Annotated in this window: 13 protein-coding genes; 7 read left to right on the forward strand and 6 right to left on the reverse strand. The window is 73.3% G+C overall.

The genetic code is table 11. The annotated features are described in order from the left end of the window. The first annotated feature begins 56 nt into the window (after window positions 1-56). Complete coding sequence (locus tag ACZ7OH_RS44885; RefSeq protein ID WP_470286504.1) at window positions 57-2,015, forward strand: HelD family protein; 1,959 nt, start codon at window positions 57-59, stop codon at window positions 2,013-2,015. Here ACZ7OH_RS44885 and ACZ7OH_RS44890 read toward each other — a convergent pair. Further along, entirely contained in the window at window positions 2,012-3,526 is a 1,515-nt protein-coding gene (locus ACZ7OH_RS44890) for an MDR family MFS transporter (protein WP_400892838.1), read from the reverse strand. The genes ACZ7OH_RS44885 and ACZ7OH_RS44890 overlap by 4 nt on opposite strands. Window positions 3,527-3,651: 125 nt before the next feature. Here ACZ7OH_RS44890 and ACZ7OH_RS44895 point away from each other — a divergent pair, with 125 nt between their 5' ends. Continuing rightward, on the forward strand, window positions 3,652-4,812 hold the full coding sequence (locus ACZ7OH_RS44895) for a DUF1015 family protein (protein ID WP_470286505.1): 1,161 nt from the start codon (window positions 3,652-3,654) through the stop codon (window positions 4,810-4,812). Here the strand turns inward: ACZ7OH_RS44895 and ACZ7OH_RS44900 are convergent. After that, entirely contained in the window at window positions 4,809-5,732 is a 924-nt protein-coding gene (locus ACZ7OH_RS44900; protein WP_470286506.1) for a squalene cyclase, read from the reverse strand. The two genes, ACZ7OH_RS44895 and ACZ7OH_RS44900, sit on opposite strands and share 4 nt — an antisense overlap. After that, entirely contained in the window at window positions 5,732-6,238 is a 507-nt protein-coding gene (locus ACZ7OH_RS44905) for a DinB family protein (protein WP_400892846.1), read from the reverse strand. The genes ACZ7OH_RS44900 and ACZ7OH_RS44905 overlap by 1 nt, the downstream gene beginning before the upstream one ends. Before the next feature lie 54 nt (window positions 6,239-6,292). Here ACZ7OH_RS44905 and ACZ7OH_RS44910 point away from each other — a divergent pair, with 54 nt between their 5' ends. Genes ACZ7OH_RS44910 through ACZ7OH_RS44920 form a run of 3 tightly spaced genes read left to right on the forward strand, consistent with a single transcriptional unit; the run spans window position 6,293 to window position 8,821 of the window. Next, complete coding sequence (locus tag ACZ7OH_RS44910; RefSeq protein WP_400892848.1) at window positions 6,293-7,372, forward strand: ATP-dependent DNA ligase; 1,080 nt, start codon at window positions 6,293-6,295, stop codon at window positions 7,370-7,372. Continuing rightward, the gene (ligD, locus tag ACZ7OH_RS44915) at window positions 7,369-8,373 is read left to right on the forward strand and encodes a non-homologous end-joining DNA ligase (RefSeq protein ID WP_470286507.1); all 1,005 of its coding nucleotides are present in this window, start codon (window positions 7,369-7,371) and stop codon (window positions 8,371-8,373) included. Before ACZ7OH_RS44910 ends, ligD begins: the two co-directional genes overlap by 4 nt. Window position 8,374: 1 nt before the next feature. Next, complete coding sequence (locus ACZ7OH_RS44920) at window positions 8,375-8,821, forward strand: GNAT family N-acetyltransferase (RefSeq protein ID WP_400892853.1); 447 nt, start codon at window positions 8,375-8,377, stop codon at window positions 8,819-8,821. Here ACZ7OH_RS44920 and ACZ7OH_RS44925 read toward each other — a convergent pair. Continuing rightward, window positions 8,818-9,978 (reverse strand): MFS transporter, encoded by a 1,161-nt coding sequence (locus ACZ7OH_RS44925; protein WP_470286508.1) that lies wholly within the window; start codon window positions 9,976-9,978, stop codon window positions 8,818-8,820. The two genes, ACZ7OH_RS44920 and ACZ7OH_RS44925, sit on opposite strands and share 4 nt — an antisense overlap. A 91-nt stretch (window positions 9,979-10,069) precedes the next feature. On the opposite strand from ACZ7OH_RS44925, the gene ACZ7OH_RS44930 reads away from it, so the two are divergent. After that, entirely contained in the window at window positions 10,070-10,630 is a 561-nt protein-coding gene (locus ACZ7OH_RS44930) for a TetR/AcrR family transcriptional regulator (RefSeq protein WP_470286509.1), read from the forward strand. Here ACZ7OH_RS44930 and ACZ7OH_RS44935 read toward each other — a convergent pair. Together ACZ7OH_RS44935 and ACZ7OH_RS44940 are read right to left on the reverse strand one after the other, a co-directional pair. Then, on the reverse strand, window positions 10,627-10,908 hold the full coding sequence (locus ACZ7OH_RS44935) for a hypothetical protein (protein ID WP_470286510.1): 282 nt from the start codon (window positions 10,906-10,908) through the stop codon (window positions 10,627-10,629). The two genes, ACZ7OH_RS44930 and ACZ7OH_RS44935, sit on opposite strands and share 4 nt — an antisense overlap. A 67-nt stretch (window positions 10,909-10,975) precedes the next feature. Continuing rightward, on the reverse strand, window positions 10,976-11,980 hold the full coding sequence (locus ACZ7OH_RS44940; protein ID WP_470286511.1) for a CobW family GTP-binding protein: 1,005 nt from the start codon (window positions 11,978-11,980) through the stop codon (window positions 10,976-10,978). 417 nt (window positions 11,981-12,397) lie between these two features. Between ACZ7OH_RS44940 and ACZ7OH_RS44945 the strand changes: the two genes are divergently transcribed. Further along, the gene (locus ACZ7OH_RS44945; protein ID WP_470286512.1) at window positions 12,398-13,549 is read left to right on the forward strand and encodes a nitric oxide synthase oxygenase; all 1,152 of its coding nucleotides are present in this window, start codon (window positions 12,398-12,400) and stop codon (window positions 13,547-13,549) included. The last annotated feature ends 81 nt before the right edge of the window (window positions 13,550-13,630 follow it).

Here is a 13,630-nt window from a genome sequence, read left to right on the forward strand (position 1 = left end):
GCTGTCAAGAAGAACAAGACTGCACTTCGCGGGAATTCGCGGGCACCCTCGTCGGCATGCGTGAACTCGCCGTCGAGCAGGACCACCTGAACACCCTCTACGCCCGCCTCGACGCCTTGCGCGAGGAAGCGGCCGCCGCGCTCGCTCGCGGGCACGCGGCGGACGTGTGGCGGGCGGAGCTGGCGCGGCTGACGGCGGTCGAAGACGGGCTCTGCTTCGGGCGGCTCGACCTGACCGGCGGCCGGCGGGTCCACATCGGACGCCTCGCGCTGTTCGAAGACGACGAGGCGCTGCTGGTCGACTGGCGCGCGCCCGCCGCCCGGCCCTTCTACACCGCCACCGCCGCCGAACCCGGCGACGTCGTGCGCCGGCGGCGGATCACCACGCGCGGGCGGACCGTCGTCGCGCTGGACGACGAGCTCCTCGACCTCGACGCACCGGGCGACGGGCTCGTCGGCGAGGCGGCGCTGCTCGCGGCGGTGACGGCCGAGCGGACCGGGCGCATGCGGGACGTCGTCACGACCCTGCGGGCCGAGCAGGACCGGATCGTCCGGGACGGCCCGCGGGGTGTGCTCGTCGTGCAGGGCGGACCGGGCACCGGCAAGACGGCCGTCGCCCTGCACCGCGTCGCCTACCTGCTCTACACCCACGAGCACCTGCGGACCCGCGGCGTGCTCGTCCTCGGCCCCAGCCGCGTGTTCCTCGACTACATCGGCCAGGTGCTGCCCGGGCTCGGCGAGGACCGGGTGGTCACAGCGACCGTGCCGGACCTCGTGCCCGGCGTCGTCGTGAGCGAAGTGGACTCGGCCGGTGAAGCCGTCCGCAAGGGCCGCGCGGACATGGCGGCCGAGCTGGCCGCGCTGGTGCGCGCGACGGTCCGGGTGCCCGACGAGCCGGTCGACGTCGAGTTCGAGCAGCAGGTGCTGCGTCTGGAGCCGGCGGTGGTCCGCCGGGCCGTCCGGAAGGCCCGGGAGGCCGGGCTGCCGCACAACCCGGCGCGGCTGGTGTTCCACCGGGAGGTCGTGGGCACGCTCGCCGGGGAACTGGCCGACCGCATGGAGGCGGTCGTGTTCACCGAGACCGGCGAGGCGCTCGACGGCGGCAGTGCCGACGGCCGGCTGAGCGAAGCCGATTTGCGGGCCCTGGCCGGCGCGGGCGTCGTCCTCGGCCCCGAGGACGACGACGGGCCACGCCTGCTGCTGGACGACGTGGACCGGGAAGCCGTGCGGACGGCGCTGCTCGGTGACGCCGGCGTCCGGGACGTGCTCGACGAGCTGTGGCCGCCGCTGACTCCGGCGGCCGTCGTCGCGGGGCCGTGGAGCGCCGCGGACGTCCCGTTGCTCGACGAAGCCGCCGCCCTGGTCGGCGCGAGCGTGCCGGTGTTCGGGCACGTGGTGGTCGACGAGGCGCAGGAACTGTCCGAAATGGACTGGCGGATGCTGGCGCGCCGCTGCCCGTCCCGCTCGATGACGGTCGTCGGGGACTTGGCGCAGACCGGGACGGCGGCGGGCGCGACGTCGTGGGACCGCGTGCCGCGGCCGCACCGGCTCGCCGAGCTGACCGTCAACTACCGCACCCCGGCCGAGATCATGGCGGTCGCGGCCGAGCTGCTCGCCGCGCACCACCCGGCGGTGCGGCCACCTCGGTCGGTGCGCGAGAGCGGGGAAGTGCCGTGGCGGGTGCGGGCCGCGGACCTGCCCGGCACGCTCGCCGCGCTGGCCGGCGCGCACACCGGGGGCAAGCTGGCGATCATCGCGCCGCGGACGGAGGAGCTGGCGGCCGCGCTGTCCCTGCCGGTGCCGCCGGACCTCACCGACGACGTCGTGCTGCTGACCCCGGCCGAGGCGAAGGGCCTGGAGTTCGACGAGGTCGTGATCGCCGATCCGGTGGCCATCCTCGCGGCCAATCCGGCCGACCTGTACGTCGCGATGACGCGGGCCACCCGCGGACTCGGCGTCGTGCACCCGGGTCCGGTGCCGCCGGAGCTGCGTTCGCTGGCCGTCCGGAGCGCCTAGAACTCCAGCTGTTCGGTCTTCCGCGGCATGAGCAGCAGCGCCACCACGGACACCGAGGCCACCACCAGCAGTCCGACGAACACGTAGTGCGTCGCCTCCGCCAAAGCACCTCGCACGAACGTCGCCACCGGCGAATCCGAATGACTGCCCAGCACCAGGCTCGTCGCGTCCACCGACGGCGGCAGTTTCCCCGCCACCTCCGCAGGCGGCGAGGCGAACCGCGAGGCCAGCGTCGCGTTGGCGATCGCGCCGAAGACCGCCGCTCCGACCGCGCTGCCCAGGGAGCGGCTGAACAGGTTCGTCGCCGTCACCACGCCGCGGCGGTCCCAGCCGACCACCGACTGGACCGCCACCAGCGTCGGGCTCGACGTCATGCCCAGGCCCAGCCCGAGGACGAACGCCGCCAGCGCCGCCGCCCACAGCGACGACGACGCGTCCAGCAGCGCCACCAGGACACCGCCGCCGACGACGAACACCGTGCCGATCAGGGCCGTGTCGCGGAAGCCGATGCGCAGGTAGATCTTGCCGGCCAGGGACGCCGAGATCGGCCAGCCGACCGTCAGCGCGGCCACCGCGAACCCGGCGACCAGCGCGCCCGCGCCGAGGACGCCCTGGGCGTACGTCGGCAGGTAGGACGTCAGCCCCATCAACACCGCGCCGACCACCACGGCCAGCAGGTTGCCGCCCACCAGGATCCGCCGGGTGAACACCCACAGCGGCAGCACCGGCTCGGCGGCGCGCTTCTCCACCAGCACGAACGCCACGAGCAGCACCGCCCCCACGACGAAGATCGCCACGCTCGGCAGCGACCCCCACGCCCACGCGACGCCGCCCTCGAGCAGGCCCAGGATCACCAGCGAGCAGCCGATCGTCAGCAGGGCCGCGCCCGGGTAGTCGACCTTGTGGGCCTTGCGCTCGACCTTCTCGGCGAAGTTGCGGTGCAGCATCAGTGCGGCGATCGCGCCCAGCGGGAGGTTGATGAAGAAGATCCAGCGCCAGTCGAGGTACTCCGCGAACAGGCCGCCCAGCGTCGGGCCGACCACCGACGCGATGCCCCAGACGCTCGCGACGTAGCCCTGCACCCGGGCGCGTTCCTCCACCGTGTAGAGGTCGCCGATGACCGTCATCGACATCGGCTGGATCGCGCCGGCGCCGATGCCCTGCACCGCGCGCGCCGCGATCAGCACCGGCATGCTCCACGCGGCGCCGCACAGCACCGAGCCGACCAGGAACGCCGCGATGCCGAAGAACATCACCGGGCGGCGGCCCAGGACGTCGGCGAACTTGCCGTAGAGCGGGACGGTGACCGCCTGGGTGAGCAGGTAGATCGAGAACAGCCACGGGAACTGCGAAAACCCGCCGAGGTCGCGCACCACCGACGGGACGGCGGTCGCGATGATCGTGCTGTCCAGCGCGACGAGCGCCGTGCTGAGCATGACCGCGATCAGCACCGGGCCGCGCTCCGACCGGAAACCGACCCCCTTCGCGCTGGTGGCGGCGTCGGTCGTCATCGGCGGGCTGCTCCTCGGGAGGGTCATGACCGGGGTCAACTACTTTGCTGACCTAAGCATTCCATCCGGGGGCGGCGGACCCCAGTGAATTTCCGTCACACAGCGCATCCCGGAAGATGGGTGGGATGAGCGACTGGATCCGCCCGATCGGGCAGGGGTGGGTGGTGCGCGACGCGGTACCCGGCCCCGACGTCGACGAGTTCGCCGAACCCGACCGCGTGGTCGCGGCGCTCGCCGCGCCGGGCGCCGCCGACAGCCTGCTGGCCGTGCAGCACCCGGCCCGGACGCCGGCGGCGCTCGCGCGCGGGCTCGGCCTGGCCGACGCCGTCCCGGTCGCGCGGGCCGTCCTCGAACGGCTCCGCAAGCGGTTCTACCGGCCGGTGCGCGACGTCGTCGCGCCCTACCGGATCGAAGGGCCGGACGGCGTGGCGCTCGGCCTGCTCTGCCTGGTCGACCCGGCGGCCGTGACCGACGAGGGCGCCGCGCGGGTCCGGCACACCGAGGACGTCTACGCCGACGTCGTCGCCGAACGCGCCGCGGTGCTGGCCGGGCTCGGCTGCGCGACGAGCGCGGCGATGCTCGTCCCCGCTTCCGGTGGCGACCTGCTGACCGAGCAGGTCGAACGCGCGTGCGCCGGCCTCGGCCTGCCCGATCTGTCCACTTCGGACGCGGCGGGCCGGCGCCACGACCTGTGGGTGGTGCCGCCGGGCCCGCTGCAGAACCGGCTGCTGGCCGCGGTCGCCGCGGCCGACCTGCTGGTGGCCGACGGCAACCACCGGGTCGCGGCGGCCGCGGCGGCCGGCCACGGCGCGCTGCTGGCGCTGGTCACGGCGGGTCCGCAGCTGCGGATCGGCGCGATCCACCGGGTGCTGACGGGCACCGGGCTCGGCCCGGAGGACCTGGTGACGCGCTGGTCCGCGGCCGGGCTCGACGTCCGGTACGACGAGCACGCGGTGCCGGTCCCGGGGGAAGTGGTGGTCCGCGCGGGCGCGGCGGTGCTGCGGATCCCGCTGCCGGTCCCGGACTGGCCGTGGCCGGTGATCGACCACGAGGTCGTCGAGCGGGTCCTGTTCGCCGACGCGCTGGGCGTGGACCCGGACGGGCCGTGCGTCCGGCCGCTGCCCGCGGGACGTCCGGTGCCGGCCGGCGCGGACGCGGTCGTGCTGCTGGCGCCGGTGCGGTACACGGACGTCCTCGCCGTGCACGCGGAGGGACGGCGGATGCCGCGGAAGGCCACCTACTTCACGCCCAAGCCGCGCAGCGGGCTGGTGCTGGCGGAGCTCTAGCGGGCGTCCCACCAGTTCAGGACGCGGGTCGCGAACAGCGTCAGCCACTTCGACGGCTCGCCCGGCGGGACGTCGACGTCGAACCACACGCGGCCGGTGTGGCGCTCGGTCTGCAGCCACGTCCCGTCCGGCTGCCGCGCCGCGCGGATCAGCTCGATCGCCTCCGCCAGGCGCGGGTCGGGGCGGTCCGCGTCGCGGAAGTAGGACGCCGCGTTGAGCACGTCGTAGTGCCAGCGGATCGGGTAGGAGAACTCGCCGAGCCACGGCGCGATCGGCTCGCCCGTCGACAACCGCCGGGTCAGCCGCCGCTCCAGCAGGTACTCCTCCCCGGAACGTCGAGCCTCGCGCACGGCGTCGGTGCCGCCGGTCGCCCGCTCGAACGCCAGCAGGCCCTTCAGCGCGTTCAGTGTCGAGTGGACGGACGAGCGCGTCGAGCCCTCGACCCACTCGCAGTTCCAGCCGCCGTCAGGCAGCCGGTGGTCCACGAACCACGCCGCGATCCCCGCGACGTCCGCGCCGAGCCAGACTCCGTTGGCGAGCGTCCAGGCGTTGATGCAGCAGTCGACCTCGCCGGCCCAGTAGGGGAGGTTTTCGTACTCCCACCGGCTGTTCTCGGCCAGCAGCGCGGCGGTGCCCCGCAACGCCGAAGCGTCCAAGCCCCATTCGCGCAGGGAGTTCAGCGTCCACGTCGTCGCCGTCCACGGCTGGGCCTCGCCGCCGCGGAAGCCCGCCGGGAAGAACGCGCCGCCCGCCCACTGGCCGTCCGCGTCCTGCAGGGCCAGCAGCCGGGCGCCGAAGCCTTCCGTGGCGATCCGGGCCCGCGTGGCTTCCCAGACCTCGGGTGGTTCGCCCGCCAGGTCGCGCTCGACCTGCCAGCGCAGGGCCGGATCGGAGTCGCGCAACCAGGCGAGCAGGTCCATCAGGCTCCCGTCACGCCGTCGATGGCTTCGCGCAGGAAGTCGGCGTGGCCGTTGTGCCGCGCGTACTCGTGGATCATGTGCAGCATCACCAGCCGCAGCGAGACGTCCTCGCCCCAGCGCGCCTGGTGCCCGGTGACGTCCAGGGACTCGGCGGCTTCTTCGATCTTGCGCGATTGTTCCACTTCGGCCTGCCACGCCTCGAAGGCTTCCGCGCGGGTCGACGAGCTCGCGTCGTAGGCGGCCTGGAAGTCCCCTTCGGGGGACCACCGCAACGGGATGTCCTCGGCGTTGATCACCCGCCGGAACCACGTGCGCTCCACTTCGGCCATGTGCCGGACCAGGCCCAGCAGGGACAACGTCGACGGCGGGCTCGACGCCCGGCGGAGGTCCTCGTCGGACAGCCCGTCGCACTTCATGGCGAGGGTGGCGCGGTGGAAGTCGAGGAACGTGCGCAGCATCTCGCGCTCGCCCCCGGTCAGCGGTGGTTCGGGTCGTTCGGTGGTCACGAAGGAGTGTGTATCACGCCCGGAAATGTCGTACCCGTGTTTTAAGCTCGCGCGGTGGACTTGCCCGTGATGCCGCCCGTGCGGCCGATGCTCGCGAAAGCCGTGCACGAGGTGCCTCGTGACCCGGGGTTGCTGTACGAGCCCAAGTGGGACGGCTTCCGCTGCGTCGTGTTCCGCGACGGCGACGAGATCGAGCTCGGCTCCCGCAACGACCGCCCGCTGACCCGCTACTTCCCGGAGCTGGTCGAGCTGCTGGCCGCCGCGCTGCCGCCGCGCTGCGTCGTGGACGGCGAGATCGTGCTGGTCACCCCGGCCGGGCTCGACTTCGAGACGCTGCAGCTGCGGCTGCACCCGGCGGCTTCGCGCGTGCGCAAGCTGGCCGAGGAGACGCCGGCCAGCTTCATCGCCTTCGACCTGCTCGCCCTCGGCGACACCGACCTCACCGAGGCGCCCTTCCGCGAGCGGCGCGAGCAGCTGGAAAGCATCCTCCGCACCGACGCCGAGGGCCTCCAGCGCGTCCACCTGACGCCGCTGAGCGAAGACCCCGCCCAGGCCGAGGACTGGTTCACCCGGTTCGAGGGCGCGGGCTTCGACGGCGTCATGGCCAAGCCCGGCGATCTGCCGTACGAGCAGGACAAACGCGTCATGCTGAAGGTGAAGCACGAGCGCACGGCCGACTGCGTCGTCGCCGGGTTCCGGTGGCACAAGGACGGCGTCGGCGTCGGCTCGCTGCTGCTCGGGCTGTTCGACGACGAGGGCGTGCTGCACCACGTAGGCGTGGCGAGCAGCTTCACGAAGGCGCGGCGCGCGGAGCTGGTCGAGGAGCTGGCGCCGCTGCGCGAGAACGCGCTGGAGAGCCATCCGTGGCGCACCTGGGCGGAGTACGAGCCGGATCCGGGGCGCAAACCGGGGGCGATGAGCCGGTGGGCGCCGCAGAAGGACCTGTCCTGGGAGCCGCTGCGGACCGAGTGGGTGGCGGAGGTCCGCTACGAGCACCTGCAGGGCGGCCGGTTCCGCCACGGCGGGCGGCTGGTCCGGTTCCGGCCCGACCGCACGCCGGAGTCGTGCACGTACGCCCAGCTCGACGAGGCACCGCCCGCCGAGCTCGCCAAGCTGTTCGGGGAGGCGCGATGAGCGAGGCGATGCTGCTCGACGTCGACGGCGTCGAGGTCAAGATCAGCAGCCCGGACAAGGTCTACTTCCCGGAGCAGGGGCAGACGAAGCTCGACCTCGTCGAGTACTACCGGGCGATCTCCGGGCCGCTGCTGGCCCGGCTCGGCGGCCGTCCGCTGTTGCTCGAGCGCTACCCGGACGGCGCGGGCGGCAAGAACTGGTTCCAGAAACGCGTTCCGAAGGGCGCACCGCCGTGGCTGAGCACCACGGTCGTCTCGACGCCGAACGGCACGACGAGCGACGCGCTCGTGGCCAAGGACCTGGCCCACATCCTGTGGGCGGTGAACCTCGGGTGCCTCGGCTTCCACGTCTGGCCGTACCTGGCCGACACGCCCGAGGTGACCGACGAGCTGCGCGTCGACCTCGACCCGTCGCCGGGGATCGGGTTCGACGAGCTGCGCGAGGCCGCGCTGCTGACCCGGGAGTTCCTGGCCGAGCACGGCATCGAAGGGCACCTGAAGACGTCCGGTTCGCGGGGGCTGCACCTGTACGTGATGCTCGAGCCGCGCTGGGACAGCTTCCAGGTGCGGGCCGCGGCCGTCGCGCTCGCGCGGGCCCTGGAGCGGCGGCACCCGGAGAAGATCACCGCGCAGTGGTGGAAAGAAGAACGCGGCTCGCGCGTGTTCGTCGACTTCAACCAGAACGCGCCGCACAAGACCGTGTTCGGCACCTGGTGCGTGCGGCCGCGGGTGGGCGGCCAGGTGTCCACGCCGATCGCGTGGGACGAACTGGACGGCGTCGAGCCGGACGCGTTCACCTTGAGCACGGTGCCGGCACGGGTGGCCGAGCGCGGCGACCCGTGGGCCGGGGCGGGGGAGCGGCCGCAGTCGATCGGGCCGCTGCTGGAAATGTCCGAAGTGGACATGGCGAACGGGCTGATGGACGCGCCGTGGCCGCCGGTGTACCCGAAGATGCCGAACGAGCCGCCGCGGGTGGCGCCGAGCCGGGCGAAGAAGGCGTGAGGTGGCCACGGTCGCGGAATGCCGGGCCGACGACGGGTTCCTGCTGGCGCTGCTGACGGCGATGACGGCCGAACTGGTGGTGGTCTACGACCTGCCTCCGGACGCGCGCCCGCGGCCGCTGGCCCCGGCGAGCCGGTTCCTGCTGGCCCGCGACGGTTCCCGCGCGATCGGCTGCTGCGCGGTGGAGCCGGTTTCGCCGGGCGTGTACGAGCTGAAGCGGATGTTCGTCGCCCCGGACGCGCGCGGCACGGGCGTCTCGACGGCGCTGGTGGCGGAGTCCGAGCGCCTGGCCCGCAGCGACGGCGGCGTGCGGCTGAGGCTGGAGACGGGAGTCCGCCAGCCGGCGGCGATGCGGCTGTACGAGCGGGCGGGGTACCGGCGGGTGCCGAACTTCCCACCGCACGAGGGCGATCCGGAGTCGGTCTGCTTCGAGAAGGAATTGGCCTAGCGGAGCCGCTCCTCCCGCGCCGACGGCGGCGCGAGCCGAGGCGAGAGCTGGCTCCAGGCGACCAGCGCGACCAACCCGGTCAACCCGAACACCGCGGCCTGCCCGATCCCGGAAGCCGCGGCGCCCGCCAACGGCGCCGCCGCGGTCTGACCGGCGCCCAGCCCCGCGAACGACCACGTCACCCCGCGCGCCGGCCGCTCGGGGAACAGCCGCGCGGCCCACAGGATGCACAAGCCCGTCAACGCCATGTACGTCAGGCCGAACAGCGCGCTCGACACCAACGCCCCCGGCAGTCCCGGCCGGGGCAAGGCCAGCAAGCCGATCCCGCACGCCGCCAGCGTCCACGTCGCCACGTTGGCCACGCGCAGGCCCGTGCGCTCGGCCAGTCGGCCGGCCAGGCCGCCGAACAATCCGGCCACACCGATCGCGCACCAGCAGCACGTGACCGCGACCGGACCCAGACCCGCCTCGATGAGCCGCGAACTCGAGAACGTCCAGTACGGCGCGCTCGTCACTCCGATCAGGACCGAGTTGACCACCAGCGCCGCCATCCCGCGGGTCGAGCCGGGCTCCTCCGAAGCGGCCGGTGCCCGGGGCAGCACCCGCCACACGATGAGCGTCACCGCCACGCCGAGGGCGGCGAACGCCGACCAGATCGCGGGCCAGCCGAACGCCAGCAGCGGCGTGAACGCCGACGCCGCGAGCCCCAGCCCGGTCCCGGTGTTGGCCCACGTCTGCGCCCGGTCCCGGACGCGCGGGGCGACCGTCCGGCCGATCAGCTGGGCGACGCCGGGCGACACGAGACCCGCGCCGGCGCCCGCGACGACGATCCCGGCCCCGAACACCACGACACCAGGGGCCGCCGCCATCAGCGCGAGGCCCAGCGTCGCCGACACGGCAGCCAGGACGACCGTGCCGTGCGCCGACCGGCGGGACGTCACCGGTGACACCAGCAGCCCGAGGCCGTACCCGGCGGTGGACAGGCCGCCGAGGACGCCGGCGCCGACCGTCGTGAGCCCGAACGTCTCGCTGAACCGCGGCACGAACAGCCCGTACGCGTAGCGCGCGAAGCCGTAGCAGAGGGCGATCGCGCTCGCCCCGGCCGCGGCGGTCGACCACCACGCGGCCGTCGTCTTCCGTTCCGTCCCGAGGGCCATGCCGTCCACCAAACAGACAGGTCTGTCTGTTGTCAACCGATGGTACGATCAGTGCAGGCTAGAGCCATACCGATCTGTCGGGAGGAACGCTGTGGGCCGCACCCGTCCCGGCGCCGCGCGAGCCAAGGTGCTCGAGGCCGCGTCGACGCTCTTCTACCGCGACGGGATCCACGCCGTGGGCGTCGACACGGTGGCGGCCGAGGCGGGCGTGACGAAAGCGGCGCTCTACGGCAACTTCGGCTCCAAGAGCCGGCTCGTCGTCGCCTACCTGCGGGAGCGCGACCGGCTCTGGCAGGAGGAGATCGACCGGATCACGGCCGGGCACGCCGACCCGCGGGAGCGGGTGCTGGCGGTGTTCGACGCCTACGAAGCCTGGCTGGCCCGCGACGACTACCGCGGCTGCGCCTTCCTCAACGCGACCTCGGAGTTCCCCGACCCCGGCGACCCGGTCCGGGAAGTCGTCCGCCACCACAAAACCGCGCTGCACGGCTTCCTGCGGGCCCAGCTCGAACGCGCCGGACGCGCGGACGCCGGAACACTCGCGGACGAGGTGATGCTGCTGCTCGAGGGCGCCGCGGTCACGGCCGTGGTCGCCCGGACCGCACAGCCGTTCCGCACGGCGAAACGGCTCGCGGAGACGTTGACCGCCTAGATCTCCAGGTCGAGCGACAGCTGGCCGAGGTCATCGCCGGCCGGGGCCACACGAAGGCCCACCGGCGGCGCGGGCAGCGTCGCCACGCACGCCCGGCAGGGCGCCACCTCCGACGTCGTCAGGTCCACCGGCTTCCAGCTGCGGGACTCCCGTTCGCCGCACGCCGACCGCCGGTAGCGCAGGTCGCCGGAGCGGGTCATCAAGTGCGCCAGCGGCACTTCTTCGGGCAGCACGCCGACCAGGGGCCAGCGTGGTGCGCTCACCGCGGTGGTCGTCATGGCCGCCAGTCTCCGTCGCCGCTCCCGCGGCTCCGGCGCATTTGCCGATCTTCGGCGTGGCGCGGCGTCAGGCCTGGTCGGGGAGGTACCGGAGGATGTGCAGCAGCCCGCGCTCGTCGACCACCGTCGGATCCGGCGCGACGCACGCGGTCAGTTCGGCGAGCACGGCGTCGGTGTCGATGCCCGCGCCGATCAGCACGAGCTCCGTGCGCGGGGGTTCGCCCGGCGGCCACGCCGACCGCTCCAGCTGGACGAACCCGCCCACCATGTGCAGCTGGAAGCGTGCGCCGGCGCCGAAGTCGGCCTGGCCCTTCATCCGGTAGAGCCCGGCCGGGCGCCGCTCGAGCCACTCGACGAACGCTTTCGGCGCGAGCGGCGTGCCGGCGGCGAAGGTCACCGTCTCGTACGCGGCGTGCAGGTGCTCGGCGTGGTCGTGCTCGCGCAGGTCGTCGAACGACAGCTGGCCGGCGCGCTCGCCGCGGGGCTCGGGGTCGAAGAACAGCCGCGGGTCGACGCGCCCGTGCGAGGTGACCAGCAGCGGGCGGCCCGGCGCGAGCTCCTCGACCGTCGCGGTGACCTTGGCGAGCGCCTCCGCGGGCACCCGGTCGGCCTTGTTCAGCACCACCAGGTCGGCCAGCCGCACGTGGTCGGCCAGCTCGGGGTGCCGCTCGCGCGCGGACTCGAATTCGGCCGCGTCGACCACCTCCGCGAGCCCGCCGTAGCGGATGTCCGGGTTCTCGCTGGCGATCATCAGCCGGATCAGGTCGCGCGGCTCGGCGATGCCGCTGGCCTCGACGACGATGACGTCGATTCCCGCCTCGGCCGAGGAGAGCCGCCCCAGCATCGCGTCCAGGCCACTCGCGTCGACCGCGCAGCACAGGCACCCGTTGCCGAGCGAGACCATCGTGTCGACCTGGCCGGCGACGGCGAGCGCGTCGACGTTCACCCGGCCGAAGTCGTTGACCACCACGCCGACCCGGGCGCCCTCGCGGTTGGCGAGCAGGTGGTTGAGCAGCGTCGTCTTGCCCGCGCCGAGGAACCCGGCGACGAGAACCACGGGGATCTTGCGCACAAAACGACTCTAGCGCCGCGCGCGGGCGCGCTGATACACGGGGGAGCGGCGCCGGTGAAGGCCATTCGGCGAATACCCTCGAACAGCGGAAACCGGTTCACCGGAAAAGGATCACCTCCGTTTCACCGTCCACTGTGATCGATTGACGGAAAATGCGCTGCGACATGTCCGGATAACGCTTGGTAGCAGCTATTTTCATCGCGTTTTCGCTGGCCGGGACGCAATTGCGGGACGCGGCGGGGCGCGGTTCACGTCCGGTGGATTGCGTCCGGAAGAACGTGGGGTACTCTCCCCGGCCTGGCCGGAGGTGCTGTGGTGGCAGCGACTTCCGGCCTGCCCCGTTGCGGCGACCATCGGAGGAACGGTGAACCTTTCCGTCGGGATGCAGAACACGATTCCGGAGAGTGGGGAAGCGCGATGACGGTTACACCCGAGCGGGTGACGCCCTCGCTGCCGATCTACCAGCGCGTCTCGGAGGAGCAGAGCGTCAATTCCGCGGAGGCGGAGGAATTCCTGGACCGGATGTTCGCCGAAGGCGCCGCCGAAGACGGCGAGCGCTTCGAGACCCGGCTGGCCGAGGTCCGCGCGGAAATCGCCGAAACGGGCACCTACCGGCACACCGCGGCCGAGCTCGCCTACGGCGCGCGCATCGCGTGGCGCAACTCCGCCCGCTGCATCGGCCGGCTGTACTGGAACAGCCTGCGGATCCGCGACCGGCGCCGGGTCACCGACGCCGCCGCGATCGCCGGCGAGTGCGTCGCCCACCTGCGCCAGGCCACCCGCGGCGGCCGGATCCGGCCCACGATCACCGTGTTCGCCCCGGACACGCCCGCCGCGCCCGGGCCGCGCATCCACAACGAGCAGCTGATCCGCTACGCCGGGTACCGCCTCGACGACGGTTCGGTCCTCGGCGACCCGCGCTACGCCGAGTTCACCGAGCGGGTGCGAAGACTCGGGTGGCGGCCGCCCGAGCGCAGAGGCTCCTTCGACGTCCTGCCCCTGCTGATCGAGGCCGGCCCGGGCGAGCCGCGGCTGTTCACGCTCCCCGCGGACGCGGTCCTGGAAGTGCCGCTGACCCACCCCGACCACCGCTGGTTCGCCGGCCTCGGCCTGCGCTGGCACGCGGTGCCCGCGATCAGCAACATGCCGCTGGAGATCGGCGGCGTCACCTACCCCGCCGCGCCGTTCAACGGCTGGTACCTGGGCAGCGAAATCGGCGCGCGGAACCTCGCCGACGAGCAGCGCTACGACCTGCTGCCGGTCGTCGCCGAGCTGATGGGCCTGGACACGGCGTCGGAGCGGACGTTGTGGCGCGACCGGGCGCTGGTCGAGCTGACGCTCGCCGTGCAGCACTCGTTCGACGCCGCCGGCGTGACGATGGCCGACCACCACACCGAATCGCGGCGGTTCCTGTCCCACCTCGACCGCGAAGAGCGGTCCGGCCGGCGGTGCCCGGCCGACTGGAGCTGGATCGTCCCGCCGCTGTCCGGCGGCCAGACGCCGGTCTTCCACCGCTACTACGACCCGCCCGATCCCGGGGAGCGACCCGCGTTCCTCTCACCGGACTGAGTTGCCGCGGCGGCCGGAGAGCCACGGAGAGCAACGTCGGAGCGCCCGTATGGCGGATCGTGCGCGGCCCGCGGCGCAAGA

The organism is Amycolatopsis sp. NPDC114478 (assembly GCF_055633805.1).

Coding starts and splice junctions, on each gene's coding strand:
- ACZ7OH_RS44885 (WP_470286504.1), top strand. CDS start 57: ATGCGTGAACTCGCCGTCGAGCAGGACCACCTGAACACCCTCTACGCC.
- ACZ7OH_RS44890 (WP_400892838.1), bottom strand. CDS start 3,526: ATGACGACCGACGCCGCCACCAGCGCGAAGGGGGTCGGTTTCCGGTCG.
- ACZ7OH_RS44895 (WP_470286505.1), top strand. CDS start 3,652: ATGAGCGACTGGATCCGCCCGATCGGGCAGGGGTGGGTGGTGCGCGAC.
- ACZ7OH_RS44900 (WP_470286506.1), bottom strand. CDS start 5,732: ATGGACCTGCTCGCCTGGTTGCGCGACTCCGATCCGGCCCTGCGCTGG.
- ligD (WP_470286507.1), top strand. CDS start 7,369: ATGAGCGAGGCGATGCTGCTCGACGTCGACGGCGTCGAGGTCAAGATC.
- ACZ7OH_RS44925 (WP_470286508.1), bottom strand. CDS start 9,978: ATGGCCCTCGGGACGGAACGGAAGACGACGGCCGCGTGGTGGTCGACC.
- ACZ7OH_RS44935 (WP_470286510.1), bottom strand. CDS start 10,908: ATGACGACCACCGCGGTGAGCGCACCACGCTGGCCCCTGGTCGGCGTG.
- ACZ7OH_RS44945 (WP_470286512.1), top strand. CDS start 12,398: ATGACGGTTACACCCGAGCGGGTGACGCCCTCGCTGCCGATCTACCAG.